The 15,854-nt window shown below is 64.0% G+C and carries 13 protein-coding genes; 7 read left to right on the forward strand and 6 right to left on the reverse strand.

Annotated elements, in window-relative coordinates; genetic code table 11:
• Positions 1-68: 68 nt before the first annotated feature.
• The gene (locus C8N35_RS18115; protein ID WP_107991130.1) at positions 69-356 is read left to right on the forward strand and encodes a hypothetical protein; all 288 of its coding nucleotides are present in this window, start codon (positions 69-71) and stop codon (positions 354-356) included.
• Between the two features lie 141 nt (positions 357-497).
• Here C8N35_RS18115 and C8N35_RS18120 read toward each other — a convergent pair whose 3' ends face one another.
• Both C8N35_RS18120 and C8N35_RS18125 read right to left on the reverse strand, forming a co-directional pair.
• Positions 498-1,424 carry a response regulator transcription factor gene (locus C8N35_RS18120; RefSeq protein ID WP_107991131.1) on the reverse strand — a complete coding sequence of 309 codons (927 nt, stop codon included), beginning with the start codon at positions 1,422-1,424 and terminating at the stop codon, positions 498-500.
• The gene (locus tag C8N35_RS18125; protein ID WP_107991132.1) at positions 1,414-4,839 is read right to left on the reverse strand and encodes a hybrid sensor histidine kinase/response regulator; all 3,426 of its coding nucleotides are present in this window, start codon (positions 4,837-4,839) and stop codon (positions 1,414-1,416) included. The genes C8N35_RS18120 and C8N35_RS18125 overlap by 11 nt, the downstream gene beginning before the upstream one ends.
• A gap of 403 nt (positions 4,840-5,242) precedes the next feature.
• Between C8N35_RS18125 and urtA the strand changes: the two genes are divergently transcribed.
• The 6 genes from urtA (at position 5,243) to C8N35_RS18155 (ending at position 13,880) form a co-directional block, all read left to right on the forward strand.
• Positions 5,243-6,505 carry an urea ABC transporter substrate-binding protein gene (gene urtA, locus C8N35_RS18130; protein WP_428977122.1) on the forward strand — a complete coding sequence of 421 codons (1,263 nt, stop codon included), beginning with the start codon at positions 5,243-5,245 and terminating at the stop codon, positions 6,503-6,505.
• Between the two features lie 214 nt (positions 6,506-6,719).
• Entirely contained in the window at positions 6,720-8,360 is a 1,641-nt protein-coding gene (gene urtB, locus C8N35_RS18135) for an urea ABC transporter permease subunit UrtB (protein ID WP_107991134.1), read from the forward strand.
• On the forward strand, positions 8,357-9,544 hold the full coding sequence (gene urtC, locus C8N35_RS18140; RefSeq protein WP_107991135.1) for an urea ABC transporter permease subunit UrtC: 1,188 nt from the start codon (positions 8,357-8,359) through the stop codon (positions 9,542-9,544). The genes urtB and urtC overlap by 4 nt, the downstream gene beginning before the upstream one ends.
• 4 nt (positions 9,545-9,548) lie before the next feature.
• Positions 9,549-10,301 (forward strand): urea ABC transporter ATP-binding protein UrtD, encoded by a 753-nt coding sequence (gene urtD, locus C8N35_RS18145; RefSeq protein ID WP_107991136.1) that lies wholly within the window; start codon positions 9,549-9,551, stop codon positions 10,299-10,301.
• A gap of 13 nt (positions 10,302-10,314) precedes the next feature.
• Entirely contained in the window at positions 10,315-11,004 is a 690-nt protein-coding gene (gene urtE / locus C8N35_RS18150; protein ID WP_107991137.1) for an urea ABC transporter ATP-binding subunit UrtE, read from the forward strand.
• A gap of 179 nt (positions 11,005-11,183) precedes the next feature.
• On the forward strand, positions 11,184-13,880 hold the full coding sequence (locus C8N35_RS18155) for an AsmA family protein (protein ID WP_170122156.1): 2,697 nt from the start codon (positions 11,184-11,186) through the stop codon (positions 13,878-13,880).
• An 82-nt stretch (positions 13,881-13,962) separates the two neighbouring features.
• On the opposite strand, the gene C8N35_RS18160 is transcribed toward C8N35_RS18155, so the two are convergent.
• From C8N35_RS18160 to C8N35_RS18175, 4 genes are read right to left on the reverse strand one after another with little or no spacing between them, the layout of a single operon-like run.
• On the reverse strand, positions 13,963-14,376 hold the full coding sequence (locus tag C8N35_RS18160) for a metallopeptidase family protein (RefSeq protein ID WP_107991139.1): 414 nt from the start codon (positions 14,374-14,376) through the stop codon (positions 13,963-13,965).
• 34 nt (positions 14,377-14,410) lie between these two features.
• Positions 14,411-14,668, reverse strand: a complete 258-nt coding sequence (locus C8N35_RS18165) for a hypothetical protein (RefSeq protein WP_107991140.1) — start codon at positions 14,666-14,668, stop codon at positions 14,411-14,413.
• 27 nt (positions 14,669-14,695) lie between these two features.
• On the reverse strand, positions 14,696-15,226 hold the full coding sequence (locus C8N35_RS18170; RefSeq protein ID WP_107991141.1) for a disulfide bond formation protein B: 531 nt from the start codon (positions 15,224-15,226) through the stop codon (positions 14,696-14,698).
• A 17-nt stretch (positions 15,227-15,243) separates the two neighbouring features.
• Positions 15,244-15,822 carry a YqaA family protein gene (locus C8N35_RS18175; protein WP_107991142.1) on the reverse strand — a complete coding sequence of 193 codons (579 nt, stop codon included), beginning with the start codon at positions 15,820-15,822 and terminating at the stop codon, positions 15,244-15,246.
• Between the last annotated feature and the right edge of the window lie 32 nt (positions 15,823-15,854).

Genomic DNA, 15,854 nt, shown 5'->3' on the forward strand with positions numbered 1-15,854 from the left:
CTTCGTTTGTCGGGTCGGCGTCAGCGTGCCGCACCGATCGATGAAAACCAACGCCCAAGCGGGGAACCATGTCCGAAAGCAAGAAGATGGAAGTCAAGGAGCGCCTCGCCCTTTTGTCGAAAGCGATCGACGAGAAGGTCAAGCAGCTCGACAAGCGTGGCGAGTTGACGAGCCGGCACGAGGCCTATGCGGGCGATCTGAAGAAACGGCAGTATGAATTGCACGTCAAGCTGGAGAAGTCAGTCCACGACAACAACTTCTGGGAGGCGATGAAGAGCGAACTCGAGCTCGATTCCTCCGCGCTTCTTTCCGAATTCCGCAGCTGGGTGGAAGGACTCGACACCGGGAAGCTCTGAGCGGTTCCTCGCTCAGAGTGCGTCCTGCCGCGTTGTCGCGGCGACCGAGAGCGCAAGCGGTCTATCCTTGGAGACGACCGCTTGCACGTTCTGCCGCGATTTGCGCGAAGCCCAAGCCGATTGCGCCGGGCCTTTCAGTCCTCACAGCTCGTGCAGCACATGCGCGGCGCGCACCGCGGCCGAGGCGCGGTTTTCCACGCCGAGCTTGGCGTAGATCTGTTCCAGATGCTTGTTCACGGTACGTGGCGAAAGTCCCAGGATTTCGCCGATATCCCGGTTCGACTTGCCCTTGGCGATCCACAGCAGCACTTCCGCCTCGCGGCCTGTCAGGGAGAAGTGCTCGCGCAGGGTCCCGGCCTGGTTTGGATGGTCGGCGGTGGTGAGGCGGAAGAGATATTCCTCCACCCCGATCGTGCCCAGGTGATGGAACTGCACCTCTGCCCCATTGCCAAGGCCGATGGTCATCGTCGCCGTCTGACCGGCGGGGCGCTCTGCGCCCGAAGCGATCCACGCCGCCAACTCATGGCCAAGATCGGCGAGCGCCTCCTCGCGGCCCGTCATCGCCTTCAGCACCTGCTGGGCTTGCGGGGTTGACCACACGACCTGACCGGAAGGCGCAACGGCGAGCAGATGACGGCCCGCCGCATCCAGTGCGATGCGGGCATTCTGGACCGAACGCGCATTGGCGAGATGCACCCGGATGCGGGCCTGAAGCTCATCGATATTAATGGGTTTGGTCAGATAGTCCACGCCGCCGGATTCCAACGCGTGAACCACATGCTCGGTTTCCGTTAGCCCGGTCATGAAGATCACCGGCACATGGGCGAGGGCGGCGTCGGTCTTGATGCGGCGGCACGCCTCGAAACCGTCCATGCCGGGCATGACCGCATCCATCAACACGATATCGGGGGTTACCCGGCTGGAGATCGCGAGCGCCGCTTCGCCGCTTGTCGCGACGAGCACGGTAATGCCAGCCTGTTCCAGCGCGCTCGTCAGGAAGCCGAGCGCCTCGGGAGAATCGTCGACGACGAGCACGATGTCGCGCTGGCGGAGCGCATTACTCGGCATGGTCCAGGCTCTCCAGTGTTTGCGTGTAGCGGGCGAAGTCGAAGGCCTGAATGTGCCCGCGCAAGGTTGCGACGATGGCTCCGTTGCCGGGCGTCTCGGCCAGTTCCTCCAGCTTGGCTTCGATCCCGCGCACGTAGCCGATTTCGCCAAGGTTGATAAGCTCGCGTACCGCGCGTGCGCTCAGGGCATGGCCTTCGGTTTCGCGGGGCGCGCCGCCGCGTGTCCCTTCTTGCGAAATGTCGGGGCCGCCGGATCCCGTTTCCGCTGCAAGCTGGTCCGCGTCGAGCCACTCCAGTCCCAGGTGCTTGCCGAGCTTGTCGAGAAGCTGGCGCATGTCGAAAGGCTTGGCGAGCGTGTCGTCGTGGCGTGCATCCTCCTCTATCGCGGAGGCGCCGTCGCCGATATTGGCCGAGAGCATGATGGCGGGAGCCGTGTGGCCGAGGGCGCGCAGGCGGCAGAGCAGGTCCCATCCGCTCATGCCGGGCATGAAGATGTCGAGCAGGAAGGCGTCGGGTCGGATACCGGAGACCAGTTCGAGCGCCCTGGGGCCGTCATCGGCGGTCAGTACAGTGAAACCGAGCGGCTGAAGGATCTCCTGCATCAGGTCGCGGTGATCGGCATTGTCATCGACCACGACAATGGTGCGGCGCGTCCCGGCATAGCCCGCGATCCGCCGATCCGCCGTCTTCGAGGGCGTGGCGATCGAGGAGAGCATCAGCCGTACGCGGAACGTGCTGCCTTCTCCGCGCGCGCTCGTCAGGGAAATCTCACCGCCCAGCGTTTCCGCCAGAAGTTTGGTGATGGTCAGGCCGAGGCCGAGGCCCGGCGTCAGGGACCGGCCGTCTTCTTCGCCGCGGCCGAAGGGTTCGAACACCTTGGCCTGATCGGTGGCGGCGATGCCGCGTCCGGTATCCGAGACGGTGAAGCTTGCGACCTGCGAGCGGTAGTCGACCGCCAGTGCGATCCTGCCCGTTTCCGTGAACTTGATGGCGTTGGAAAGCAGGTTGACCAGGATCTGCCTGAGCCGCTTTTCATCGGTGCGCACGAAGAGGGGAAGGCTGGGGGAGCGCACATAGTCGAAGGCGAGCCTCTTGGCGGCGGCTTGCGGGCGGAACATGTCGACGATCTGATCCAGAAAATCCTGAATGTTGATCTCGTTGGAATAGACCTGCAACCGTCCGGCCTCGATGCGCGAAATATCCAGCAGGCCATCGATCAGCCCGGAAAGATGTTCGGCGGAGCGCCTGATCACCTTGATGCCCGCCTCGGTGGGGGCAGGATTGCCATCGGAGCGCTCCAGCACCTGGGCATAGCCCAGAACCGCGTTGAGCGGCGTTCGCAGCTCGTGGCTGAGGCCGACGACATAGCGGCTTTTGGCGAGGTTCGCGGCCTCCGCCACTTCCTTGGCGCGTTGCAGTTCCGCGTCCGTCCGCTGATGGGCTTCGATTTCCTTCAGCAGCAGGGCGTTCTGGCGCAGCGATTCCTCTTCCGCGACGTGGCGCGTGTCGTGGGCGAGCACCAGAAACCAGGTGGCGATACCGGTGATGATCGCGAAGACGAAGAAGATCAGCGTCACCGTCTCGCCGACGAGCGTCGCCTCGCCCGGCCGTCCCGCCGTCGCCTGCTGGTAGATCACGGCCAGCAGCAGGCCGATGGCGGCGATAGCGAACGTCGAGGTCAGGGCGTAGCGCCCGAGCCGGGTCCCGAGCCGGCTCACCAGCCAGCCGGGCAGCAACCGGTCGGCCGCGGCTCCGATCTGGCGGGCGAGACGCGCATCGGGCTTGCAAAGGTCGTGGCAGCGCGCATCGAGGGAGCAGCACAGCGAGCAGATCGGCCTCTGGTAGGCCGGGCAGTAGGCCATGTCCTCCGGCTCAAACGCGTTCTCGCAGATGGAGCAGGTCAGGGAGGGGAGGGTCTGCCAGTGCGGGCGCGGTTTGCGGGCGAGGTAGTAGCGCCCGCGCGTGGCGAAGGCGATGAGGGGAACCGTGACATAGGCGACGCCCATGGCGATGAAGGTGGAGAGAGCGGCGGCGGCCGCGCCGAAATGACCGGCATGGGCAATCAGCGCGATGGTCGTCGCGAGTGCCACGGCACCGGTGCCCACGGGGTTGATATCGTACAGATGGGCGCGCTTGAACTCGATGCCGGGCGGCGAAAGACCAAGCGGCTTGTTGATGAAGAGATCCGATGAAATGGCGGAAAGCCAGGCCATGGCGATGATGGAGAAGACGCCGAGCGTTTCCTCCAGCACCCGGTAGATGCCGAGCTCCATCAACAAAAGCGCGATGGAAACGTTGAAGACTAGCCAGACCACCCGACCGGGGTGGCTGTGGGTCAGTCGGGAAAAGAAGTTCGACCAGGCGAGCGAGCCCGCATAGGCGTTCATGACGTTTATCTTGAGCTGCGAGACGACGACGAAGCAGGCCATCAGCAGCATCACCGCTGCGGGCCAGGGCAGCATGTAGCCGAAGGCGACCGCATACATGCGCGAGGGCTCTGCGGCATGGTCGGCCGGCACGCCGGCGGAAAGCGCAAGCACGGCGAGGAACGATCCGGCCAGCATCTTCGGTGCGCCAAGGACTACCCAGCCGGCTCCCGCCAGGAAGCGGGCCAGACGGTGTCGGGTCTTGGCGACGTCCTGCGCGGGCAGGAAGCGGAGAAAGTCGACCTGTTCCCCGATCTGCGCCATCAGCGCGAGGATGACGGCGGAGGCGGCGCCGAATTTCAGCAGGTCGAGCCCGGCGAAGATACCGGTGGCCCCGGCTCCTGAAATGGGCGTGGAATGCACGCCCGCGAAATCGAGCCATTGGCCGAACGAACTCCGGTCCGCCCAGGCGATGAACAGGAACGGCGCGATGTTGAGGACGATCCAGAAGGGTTGGGTGATCAGCTGGAAGCGGCTGATCAGCGTGACGCCGTGTGTGACCAGCGGAATGACGGCGACGGCCGAGACGACGTAACCGACCCAAAGCGGCAAGCCGAGCGCATATTCGAGTGCGCTCGACATGATCGACGCCTCGATGGCGAACAGGATGAAGGTGAAACTCGCGTAGATCAGTGAGGTGACCGTCGAGCCGATATAGCCAAAACCGGCGCCGCGGCTGAGCAGATCGATATCGACGCCGTGGCGCGTGGCGTGGCGGGCGATCGGAAGGCCGATGAACAGGATCACCAGGCTGCCGACCAGGATCGCGGCGAAGGCGTTGATCGTGCCGTAGGACAAGGTGATGGCGCCGCCGATCGCCTCCAGCGCGAGGAAGGAAATCGCGCCGATGGCGGTCTGGGAAATGCGCTGGCTGGAAAAGCGCCGAGCCGCCTTGGCGGTGAACCGCAGGGCGTAGTCCTCCAGCGTCTGGTTGGCGACCCACTGATTGTATTTGCGCCGAACCGGCATGATGCGCTGGCGTGCGGTCATCCGCTCGTTTCTGCCTGATATCTGTGCAAATGACGAAAATTACGGCAATCGACTTGCCCCATCGGCTTTCTTTCCTGCGTTCACAGGCCTTTCTGCGGTTTTCGGCTTTGCTCTGCTCTTCACCGTTGCAGGGTTCGTGCCGCCGAATTAATCGCGCCGGAAGACGGCGAGGGGCGGGCTGCGCAAAACACGCAGGGCTCTACGTCAATCGACGTATATGGCGGTGCACAATAACCGCCGACCATTGCGGGTGATGGCAGCCAGGCGTCCCGAGAGGGTGTTCCGGAGGCGGAATTCCGGAGCTGCCGCACACCGACCATGGGGGACTACCAAAATGGCAACAGGCATTGCGACAGGCATGAACAGGCTCCGCCGGACCATCGGCGGTGCGGCGGTCGCCGGCATGATGGCGACATCGATCACGGCGGGCTTCACCACAGGCGCAGCGGCGCAGGAAGAAACGATCAAGGTCGGCATCCTGCATTCGCTTTCCGGCACCATGGCGATTTCGGAGACCACTTTGAAAGACGCCATGCTGATGCTCATCGAGGAGCAGAACAAGAAGGGCGGTCTGCTCGGCAAGAAGCTGGAGCCGGTCGTTGTCGATCCCGCGTCAGACTGGCCGCTTTTCGCCGAAAAGGCGCGTGAGCTGATTTCGGTCGACAAGGTCGCGGCGGTCTTCGGCTGCTGGACATCCGTGTCGCGCAAGTCCGTGCTGCCGGTCTTCGAGGAACTGGATTCGATCCTCTTCTACCCCGTCCAGTACGAGGGTGAGGAGAGCCAGCGTAACGTGTTCTATACGGGTGCCGCGCCGAACCAGCAGGCCATTCCGGCCGTCGACTACCTGATGAACGAGGAAGGCGTGAAGCGCTGGGTTCTGGCCGGCACCGACTACGTCTATCCGCGCACGACCAACAAGATCCTCGAGGCCTACCTGAAGTCCAAGGGCGTCGCGGATGAGGACATCATGATCAACTACACGCCGTTCGGTCATTCCGACTGGCAGACGATCGTGTCCGACATCAAGACCTTCGGTTCCGCCGGCAAGAAGACCGCCGTCGTCTCCACCATCAACGGCGACGCCAACGTGCCCTTCTACAAGGAACTCGCCAACCAGGGCATCAAGGCCGAGGACATCCCGGTCGTGGCCTTCTCCGTGGGTGAGGAAGAACTCGCCGGCCTCGACACCTCGCCGCTCGTCGGCCACCTGGCCGCGTGGAACTACTTCCAGTCCGTCGACACCGATGCCAATGCCGAGTTCATCGACGCCTGGCACGCCTTCACCAAGGACGAGGAGCGCGTGACCAACGACCCGATGGAAGCTCATTACATTGGCTTCAACATGTGGGTGAAGGCGGTCGAGAAAGCCGGCACGACCGATCCCGATGCGGTCATCGACGCGATGGTCGGCGTCTCCGTGCCGAACCTGACCGGCGGCTACTCGACGATGATGCCGAACCACCACATCACCAAGCCCGTTCTGATCGGCGAGATCCAGGACGACGGCCAGTTCCAGACCGTCTACGAGACCTCCGGCCTCGTTCCCGGCGATGCCTGGTCCGACTTTCTGCCCGACTCCAAGGACCTGATCTCCGACTGGCGTGCCCCGATGTCCTGCGGCAACTTCAATGTCGCGACCGGCAAGTGCGGCGGCAAGGGCGAATGATCCCCGCGTGACTTGAATCAGGGTACGGCGGCGCGCTTTCCTGACGTGCGCCGCCGTACCTCCGCTGAACAACGCGCCGCGGTTTGCGTCCGTGCCCGCGTCATCCTCTCATTCGGGGGAGGTGTCCCGGCGGCCGCGACGGCGCCGGGTGAAGGCTTCCGAAAGCGAGGGCGGGCCGCTGCGCCCCGCCAGTTCCAGGAAAAGCCGGGCCGACATGCTCCAGATCAGATCTTTTGTTTTCGCATTGCTCATCGCCGTTTCCGCGCTGGCCGGTCTTTCGGCGCCGGTTCTGGCCCAGAACCAGAGCGATCTGCGCTCGCTCATCAACGAACTCGCCAAGGGCCGCTACGACGATACCGAGCGTCAGATCGAGGCGATCGCCGCGACGGGCGAAGAGGCTGCCGTGCCGGCCCTGCAGGCGCTGGGCTCCAACGATCTGATGGCGCGCAAGTCGGACGGCGCCGTCTTCATCGTGAAGAAGAAGAGCGGCGGCTATCAGCTCATCGATCCGCTCACCGGCGATGTCGCGGGCGAAGCCGGTCGGCGCGACATGGAGCGCATCAAGATCAACAACCGCCTGAGGCGCGCCATCCAGTCCGCGCTCGGTGAACTGACGCTGATGTCGAAGAACCCCGATCGGCGCCGGCAGGCGGCCGAACAGGTCTTCAAGGCGCGCGATACCGAAGCCATCGAAACGATTGACGCGGCACTCGACGCGGAAACCGATCCGGGCATCGCGACGCTGTTGCGCGAGGCGCGTGCCGCCGCTGTCCTCAATTCCGATGCGTCCGAAGCCGACAAGATCGCGGCGGTCGGCGTGATCAAGGCGCGGGGCGACCAGGAAGCCCGTGCGATCCTCGCCGCAACGGCGGATTCCAGCGCGAATTCCGGCCAGACCGCCCTGCACGATGCCGCCACACGCGCGCAAAGCCACGTTGAGCAGATTCTCGCGGCCTGGAATGCGGCGCAGAACGTCTGGTACGGGCTGTCGCTGGGCTCGGTCCTTCTACTCGCTGCCATCGGGCTTGCCATCACTTTCGGCGTGATGGGCGTCATCAACATGGCGCATGGCGAAATGGTGATGATCGGCGCCTACACTACCTTCATGGTGCAGGAGGTCATCCGCAATTCAGCGCCATGGCTATTCGATGCCTCGCTCGCCATCGCTCTGCCGCTGGCCTTCCTGATCGCGGGCGCCGTCGGTGTGGCGCTGGAACGTTTCGTCATCCGCTTTCTCTATGGCCGGCCGCTGGAAACGCTGCTGGCGACCTGGGGTATCTCCCTGATCCTGCAGCAGGCGGTGCGTACGATCTTCGGCGCCAACAACCGCGAGGTCGGCACGCCGTCGTGGATGTCGGGGCTGACCGAGGTCGGCGGGCTCACCATCACCTACAACCGGCTCGCCATCATCATCTTTTCGCTGGTGGTCTTCGGCGTACTCATCACGGTGCTGAAAAGCACGCGCTTCGGGCTCTACACCCGTGCCGTCACCCAGAACCGGCGCATGGCGAGTTCCATGGGCATCCGCACACCCTGGGTCGACGCGATGACCTTCGGTCTCGGTTCCGGCATCGCCGGCATCGCCGGTGTCGCGCTTTCCCAGATCGACAACGTCTCGCCCAATCTCGGCCAGAGCTACATCATCGACAGCTTCATGGTGGTGGTCTTCGGCGGGGTCGGCAATCTGTGGGGCACTCTGGTCGGTGCGATGACGCTCGGCGTCGTCAACAAGTTCCTTGAGCCCTATGCCGGGGCTGTGCTCGCCAAGATCCTGCTCCTCGTCTTCATCATCCTGTTTATCCAGAAGCGTCCCAGGGGCCTCTTCGCCCTCAAGGGCCGGGCGGTCGAAGCATGATCACGGCGTTTCTTCTGCGCGCATTCGACGGCAAGGCTCTCGTCTTCATGGGCGTCCTCGCCGCCTTCGCGATCGCCATCCCGGCGGGCAATCTCCTCTTTCCCCCCGATCACGCCTTGCATGTGCCGGTCTACGTGGTGAGCCTGCTTGGCAAGTACATGTGCTACGCGCTGCTGGCGCTCTCGGTCGATCTGGTGTGGGGCTATTGCGGCATTCTCTCGCTCGGCCACGGCGCGTTCTTTGCGCTCGGCGGTTATGCCATGGGCATGTATCTGATGCGCCAGATCGGCACGCGCGGGGTCTATGGCAATCCCGACCTGCCGGACTTCATGGTCTTCCTCAACTGGAAGGAACTGCCCTGGTACTGGACCGGCTTCGACGTCTTTCCCTTCGCCGCGTTGATGGTGCTGGTGGTGCCGGGGCTGCTCGCCTTCGTCTTCGGCTGGTTCGCCTTCCGCTCAAGGGTCACCGGCGTCTATCTCTCCATCATCACCCAGGCGATGACCTACGCGCTGCTGCTGGCCTTCTTTCGAAACGACATGGGGTTCGGCGGTAACAACGGGCTGACCGACTTCAAGGACATTCTTGGCTATTCTGTGCAGGCGGACGGCACGCGAGCGGCCCTCTTCTTTGCCTCCGTCGCCGCCGTTGCCATCGGTTTCGTCATCGCCCGCGCGGTCACCCGCTCAAAACTCGGCAAGGTGCTGATCGCGGTGCGCGACGCGGAAAGCCGCACGCGGTTCCTCGGCTACCGGGTGGAGCACTACAAGCTTTTCGTCTGGGTGCTGTCGGCGATGATGGCGGGTGTCGCCGGCGCGCTCTACGTGCCGCAGGTCGGTATCATCAATCCCGGCGAGTTCGCGCCGGCCAACTCCATCGAACTCGTCATCTGGGTCGCGGTCGGCGGGCGGGGCACGCTGGTTGGTGCGGTTCTGGGCGCCGTTCTCGTCAACTTCGCGAAGACCTGGTTTACCGGCGTCTTTCCCGAATTCTGGCTGTTCGCGCTGGGCGGTCTGTTCGTTGCGGTAACGCTGTTCCTGCCCAGGGGCATCGTCGGCATGATCGGCCAGCACTGGAGTGCGCTGCGCCAGCGGCGCGTATCGGCGCGCGCCGAGGCCGGGTCGGACGAAGATCCGCGCGAAGGCGAGATCGCGAACGCGATGAACCATCAGGCGGCGGAGTAGGACGATGCTCGAACAGGCTTCCAATTCCGTTCTCTATCTCGACGGAGTCTCCGTCTCCTTCGACGGCTTCAAGGCGCTCAATTCCCTGTCGCTGGTCCTCAAACCGGGGGAGATGCGGGCGATCATCGGGCCGAACGGCGCGGGCAAGACGACGATGATGGACGTCATCACGGGCAAGACCCGGCCCGACGAGGGCGAGATCTACTTCGACGGCGCGGTCGATCTCACCCGGCTCGATGAGGCCGATATCGCGGAACTCGGCATCGGCCGGAAATTCCAGAAGCCGACGGTCTTCGAAAGCCAGACCGTGCTCGACAATCTGGAACTGGCGTTGAAGACCCCGCGCGGCCCCTTCGCCACGCTGTTTCATCGCTCCAGCGCGCAGGAGCGTGCGCGCATCGACACCTTGCTGGAACAGATCCGCCTGACCGGGAGGCGCGATGAGCTCGCCGCCAATCTCAGTCACGGCCAGAAGCAGTGGCTGGAGATCGGCATGCTGCTGGCCCAGGACCCGAAGCTGATGCTGGTGGATGAGCCGGCCGCCGGCATGACCGATGCCGAAACGGCGGAAACGGCGACCATGCTCAAGGAAATCAACAAGACCCGCTCAGTCGTCGTCGTGGAGCACGACATGACTTTCGTGCGCGATCTCGGCGTGAAAGTCACCGTGTTGCACGAAGGCTCTGTGCTGGCCGAAGGCGCGCTCGATCACGTCTCGGCCGATCCGCGCGTGGTCGAAGTCTATCTCGGGCGGTGAAGGAGTACGCAACGTGCTGAGTGTCGAAAACATCGATCTCCACTATGGTGCCGCCCAGGCGCTCAAAGGCGTTTCGCTGACAGCGAAGGCCGGCAAGGTGACGTGCCTGATGGGGCGAAACGGGGTCGGCAAGACCTCCACGCTGCGCGCCATCGTCGGCCAGCATCCCGTCTCCGGCGGCACAATCACGCTCGAAGGCGAGGCGATCACCTCCATGGCGCCGTACCAGCGGGCTCGAAAGGGGATCGCCATCGTGCCCCAGGGGCGCGAGATCTTTCCACTCCTGAGCGTGAAGGAGAACCTGGAGACCGGCTTTGCCGCGACCAGCGAGAGGACCATCCCGGAGAGCGTCTTCGAATTGTTTCCGGTGCTCAAGGACATGCTGAGGCGGCGCGGCGGGGATCTGTCCGGCGGCCAGCAGCAGCAGCTCGCCATCGGCCGGGCGCTGGTGACGCGGCCGAAGCTCCTCGTGCTCGACGAGCCGACCGAGGGTATCCAGCCCTCGATCATCAAGGATATCGGCCGGGCCATCGAATGGCTGCGCGATCAGGGGACAATGGCGATCGTGCTGGTGGAGCAGTATTTCGAATTCGCCCGCGATCTCGCCGATACATTCGCCGTGATGGATCGCGGCGAGGTGGTGATGCAGGGAACGCGCGAAAGCATGGTCGAAAGCGAAATGCGGGCACATTTGACGGTTTGAGGCGGACTTCTCTGGGGCGAGGCGCTCACGTTCGCCCTGGCTGACGGCCTTGATGACGGGCCGTTCGCACAAATATGCCCATTGATAGCGCAACTCTCCCCCGCTGAGGCGAATTCGCCACCATTTCGGCGCGACATTAACGTAAACTCCCGTCAGATTCGTATCCGATGGAGTTTCGTGTGAAACGCATACTCGTCGTTGCTGCTGGTATAGTGGTGCTGGTCGTTGTCGTGGCGTTGGTCGTTCCCTTCTTTCTGCCGAAGGACACGATCAAGCGGCAGATCGTATCCCAGGTCGAAACAGCCACCGGCTGGCGGCTCAGGCTGGATGGTTCTGTCGGGTTGAGCCTGCTGCCGAGCTTTTCGCTGAGCGCGCGCGATGTCGGGCTGTCCGGCGAGGCGGGCGCGGATGGCGTGGAATTCGCCAAGGTCGAGGAGATCGACTTCGGCCTGTCGCTGACCGCGCTTGTCGGCGGCACGGTGCGCATTACCGGCATCACGTTGCACAAGCCGCAGATTCTGCTGGAGACCGACGCGGCGGGACGCACGAGCTGGGCTCCGCGCCGCACGCTGAGCGATCTGATCGAGGAATCGCTCGCCGTGGACGGCGGCGACATGACCTTGCCGCCGGCCCCAGGGCAGCGGACGGACCGACCTGCGGCGCCCGCTTCCTCCGTTGCCGCCGACGAGGCCGGAAGCGATCTGGCCGATCTCATGCGCCGGGTACAGGTCGATGAACTGACCATAGTGGACGGCACCGTGTCCTTCGCCGACAAGCGGTCGGGGAGCGCGGTGTCGCTACAGTCGATCAACACGAGTTTCTTTCTGCCATCGGCAGAGGAGGCGGCGACGCTGGAAGGCTCGCTTGTCTGGCAGGGGACGACCTTCGATCTGGAGGCCGAACTGGGGGCGCCTCTGGCGCTGGCCGAGAACAAGCCGAGCGAAGTCACCGCGCAGATTTCGGGCGATTTCGGAACGGCCACGCTCTCCGGCACGATAGCGGCCGAACCTCTGGGCGGGACTTTGCGTGTCGGCCTCTCGGGGGGGGCACTTGACAAGGCACTTGCCGCGTTTGGCGTGTCGGCGCAAGGCGCGGGCGACATTGGCGCCTACAAGATCGCAGCCACCGCCGATCTCTCGCCGCAACGGATCGCCATCGAGGATCTCTCCGCATCGGCCGCCGGCAGCAAGTTGACGGGTCGTCTTGTCGCCGATACGGGCAAGGCGGAACCGGTCGTCGCGGCCAGCCTTGCGATCGATACGATCGCGCTCGATCGCTTCGGTTTTGGGGGCGGCGATCCCGCGACCGACCGGATCGAGGCGATCGATCTGGACCTGTCGCTGGATGGATTGTCCCGGCCGGCGACCGCGAAGGGTGGGCTCACATGGAACGGGGAACGGTTCGCTCTGGTGGCCTCCGCCGCGCCGGAACCGCTTCTTGCCGGAAAACCGGCGGCGATCAATGCCTCTCTTTCCGGCAGTCATCTCAAGCTCGGTGCGAAGGGCACAGCTTCACTTGGCGGAGCGTTTGACGGGCGGTTGTCGTTTGAAACCGCGAACCTGCGCGATCTCCTCGCCTGGACCGGCAATCCGTTACCGCCGGGCGACGGGCTGAAGCGGTTTGCCGCTTCGGGCCGCATCGAGGCGGGGCCACAGCGCATCGGCTTTTCTGACGCCTCCCTCGCACTCGACGGAACATCGGGTACGGGCAAGGGCGAGATCGTGCTGGATGGCGCCGTACCCAGGATCACCGCCACGCTGGCGCTCGATCAGCTCGTGCTCGATCCATACCTGGGTGGTGAAGGTTCCGCGGGCGGCGGGAACGGCGGCAAAGCCGGGTCGGTCAATGGCGGGGCGAAGAGCGCCGGCGGCTGGAGCCGCGAAGCGATCGATTTCTCCGCTCTCAAGGCGGTGGATGCCGACTTGGCGCTTTCGGCGAAATCGATCCGGTGGGACGACCTGAAGATCGACAAGAGCCGGCTGACCGTTGCGATCACGGGCGGCAAGTTGCGCGCCGGTCTCGATCCTCTCAGCCTCTATCAGGGGGTTGCCAATGGCGTCGTGAATATCGACGGCACGCAATCCGTACCCGCCGTCACCGCCTCTCTCGATCTCAATGGCCTGGAGGCGCATCCCTTCCTGACGGATATCGCCGATTTCCGGGCGCTGCACGGCAAGGCCGCCATTACCTTCGATCTGGCTGCCTCCGGCGCCAGTCAGGCGGCGCTTGCCTCGTCATTGTCGGGCAAGGCGCTCGTGAAGTTCACCAAGGGCTCCATCCGGGGTATCAACATTCCGCAAATGGTGCGCAATCTCTCCGTCGCGACCTTGCTCGGCTGGGGCAAGAACGATGACGCCCAGGCGACCGATTTCAACGAGTTGTCCGCAAACTTCGTCGTGGACAAGGGGGTTGCCACCACTTCCGATCTCAACCTGGTCGGGCCACTGGTGCGGGTGAGCGGCGGCGGCAAGACCGATATCGGCCAGCGCACGCTCGACTGGCGCGTCGAGCCGAAGATCGTCGCCTCGCTGGAAGGAAAGGAGGCATCGGACGACATGGTCGGTCTCGGCGTTCCCGTCGTCATCCGCGGGCCCTGGGACAAGCCGCAGATCTATCCCGATATTGCCGGCATCCTGGAGAACCCCGGCGACGCCTACAAGAAGCTCCAATCTGTGAGCGGCGGGCTGCTCGATCTGGTGAAGAAAAACCCCGGAAAGGCGGTTCAGGAAACCGTCAAGCAGCTCGGCGGCGGTATCGACATTAACAAGGTGATGGATGGCGAAGTGGACGACGAGGCGGTCCTGAAGACCATCGAGCAGGGCTTCAAGGTTGCGCCGAACCTCTTCGGTCTGGGCAAGAAAAAGAAGAAAGACTAGAGCATATCCTTATCGATCAGATTGAAGCAATCTGATCGATAAGAAACCGCCCCAGGGGGCGCACCGCACGAGGCGGACGGCTTCAGTTCTCCGCCTCGATCGCCTCCATATCCTCGTCGGACAGGCCGAAATGGTGGCCTATCTCGTGGATCAGCACGTGCGTGACGATCGCACCGAGGCTGTCATCGTATTCGGCCCAGTAGTCGAGAATCGGGCGGCGGAAGAGCCAGATGCGGTTGGGCTGCTGGCCGGTGAATGCACTGTCGCCGGTCTGGGCGAGGCCAAGTCCCTGGAACAGGCCGAGCAGGTCGAATGGTCCCTCGGCGCCGACGCTTTTGAGCATCTCGTCGCTCGGAAAATCGTCAATGGCGATGACGATGCCCTCGCAACGGTCTCGAAATTCCTGCGGCAGAGCGGCGAAGGCCGCGTGAGCGATGTCGCGGAACGTCGCGAGATCGGGGGCGTTTGCGGATGACCAGTCGGAAACGTTCTTCATGGGGCGGCCCGTCGGTTTCGAAAAGGGAGGCCCCTCACAGGTAGGCGAGCGCCAGGTAGATCACCAGAGCCACGGTGAAGATCAGGCCGGCCGCCCGGCCGATACGACTGCCCCAGACCTCGATGCGATCGCTTTCCCCCTGCTTGTCATGAGCTGCGAAATGATCTCGGGTTTGTCTGGCGACCCGGGCGAAGGAGGACGAGCCGACGGTTTCGCTGTCGCTTTCAACGCGGCCGAGCGCGCTTTGCGCCTCGCGCCTTCGTTCCTCATCCCGTTCCTCGCGCCTGTTCATGGCTACCCCGATGATTGCCGGACTTCCTCAGCCGCGCTTCGCGATGGCTCCCCACAGCGCCACGATGGCAAGACCTGCCGAGGCGACCACGTTCCAGCCGGCGAAGCTCAGGCCGAACATGCGCCAGCTTGCCTCGGTGCAGCTCACCACATGCAGGTTCTGCAACGAGTTGAGCAGGTTTCCGGCATTGTTGGCAAGAGAACCGCCGCCGCCGCAATCGGTCGGCCCGGGCCAGAACGTCCATTCCGCTCCGGCCTGATACACGCCGATACCGCCGCCATAAATCATGAGCAAGGCGAAGACGACGAGGGCGAGCCTGGCTATGCCTGTTCTGGCCGGCGCGAAGCGGGCGATGATGAACGCGAGCAAGGCGATGGGCAGGCCGACATAGTAGGGTACGCGCTGTTCCAGGCACAGCTTGCAGGGCACGTAGCCACCGATGAGCTGGAAGCCCCATGCCCCGCAGACCACCGCAGCGCCTCCGAGAAAAACGAGGCCGGCGGCGAGTGCCGTGCGGTACGTGGTGAGAATGGTGGACAGGGCGGATTGCGACGCCATGAGAGATTCCGTTTTGTTCAGAGCAGCTTGATTGCCGCGAAACCGGCAAGGAGCATGACCACGAAGACGGTGAAAACGAGGCCGAGACGCTTTTCGATGAAGGTGCGGATCGGTGGGCCGAACGCGTAGAGCAGCCCGGCCACGGCGAAGAAGCGTATGCCGCGCGCAACGATGCTGGCGATCACGAACACAACGAGATCGAGCCCTGTCGCTCCGCTGGCGATGGTGATCACCTTGAACGGAAAGGGCGTCACACCGGCGACCAGCACCGCCCAGGCGCCCCAGGCGTTGTATTTCACCTGAAAGGCTTGGAACGCGTCAAGATAGCCGTAAAAAGCTAGGATCGGTTCGGCGATCTGGGTGAACAGAAGCGCGCCGATGGCGTAGCCCGCCAGCCCTCCCATAACCGACATCACCGTACACAGAAGCGCCAGTCCCCAGGCGCGGGCCCTGTCGGCCAGCACCATCGGAATCAGCAGGAGATCGGGCGGGATCGGGAATATCGAGCTTTCGGCAAAGGAAACCGCTCCCAGCGCGAGAGAGGCGCGAGGTCCGGCAGCTAGCGACATGGTCCAGTCGTAGAGGCGGCGCAACATGGTCTGCTCTTTAGCGGGGGTGCGCGGGCGAG

It is taken from the genome of Breoghania corrubedonensis, from assembly GCF_003053845.1.
GTDB lineage: Bacteria > Pseudomonadota > Alphaproteobacteria > Rhizobiales > Stappiaceae > Breoghania > Breoghania corrubedonensis.

What these genes read in the sequence shown, in the direction of transcription:
- C8N35_RS18115 (WP_107991130.1), top strand. Translation starts at nt 69, where the DNA reads ATGTCCGAAAGCAAGAAGATGGAAGTCAAGGAGCGCCTCGCCCTTTTG.
- C8N35_RS18120 (WP_107991131.1), bottom strand. Translation starts at nt 1,424, where the DNA reads ATGCCGAGTAATGCGCTCCGCCAGCGCGACATCGTGCTCGTCGTCGAC.
- C8N35_RS18125 (WP_107991132.1), bottom strand. Translation starts at nt 4,839, where the DNA reads ATGACCGCACGCCAGCGCATCATGCCGGTTCGGCGCAAATACAATCAG.
- urtA (WP_428977122.1), top strand. Translation starts at nt 5,243, where the DNA reads ATGATGGCGACATCGATCACGGCGGGCTTCACCACAGGCGCAGCGGCG.
- urtB (WP_107991134.1), top strand. Translation starts at nt 6,720, where the DNA reads ATGCTCCAGATCAGATCTTTTGTTTTCGCATTGCTCATCGCCGTTTCC.
- urtC (WP_107991135.1), top strand. Translation starts at nt 8,357, where the DNA reads ATGATCACGGCGTTTCTTCTGCGCGCATTCGACGGCAAGGCTCTCGTC.
- urtD (WP_107991136.1), top strand. Translation starts at nt 9,549, where the DNA reads ATGCTCGAACAGGCTTCCAATTCCGTTCTCTATCTCGACGGAGTCTCC.
- C8N35_RS18160 (WP_107991139.1), bottom strand. Translation starts at nt 14,376, where the DNA reads ATGAAGAACGTTTCCGACTGGTCATCCGCAAACGCCCCCGATCTCGCG.
- C8N35_RS18165 (WP_107991140.1), bottom strand. Translation starts at nt 14,668, where the DNA reads ATGAACAGGCGCGAGGAACGGGATGAGGAACGAAGGCGCGAGGCGCAA.
- C8N35_RS18170 (WP_107991141.1), bottom strand. Translation starts at nt 15,226, where the DNA reads ATGGCGTCGCAATCCGCCCTGTCCACCATTCTCACCACGTACCGCACG.
- C8N35_RS18175 (WP_107991142.1), bottom strand. Translation starts at nt 15,822, where the DNA reads ATGTTGCGCCGCCTCTACGACTGGACCATGTCGCTAGCTGCCGGACCT.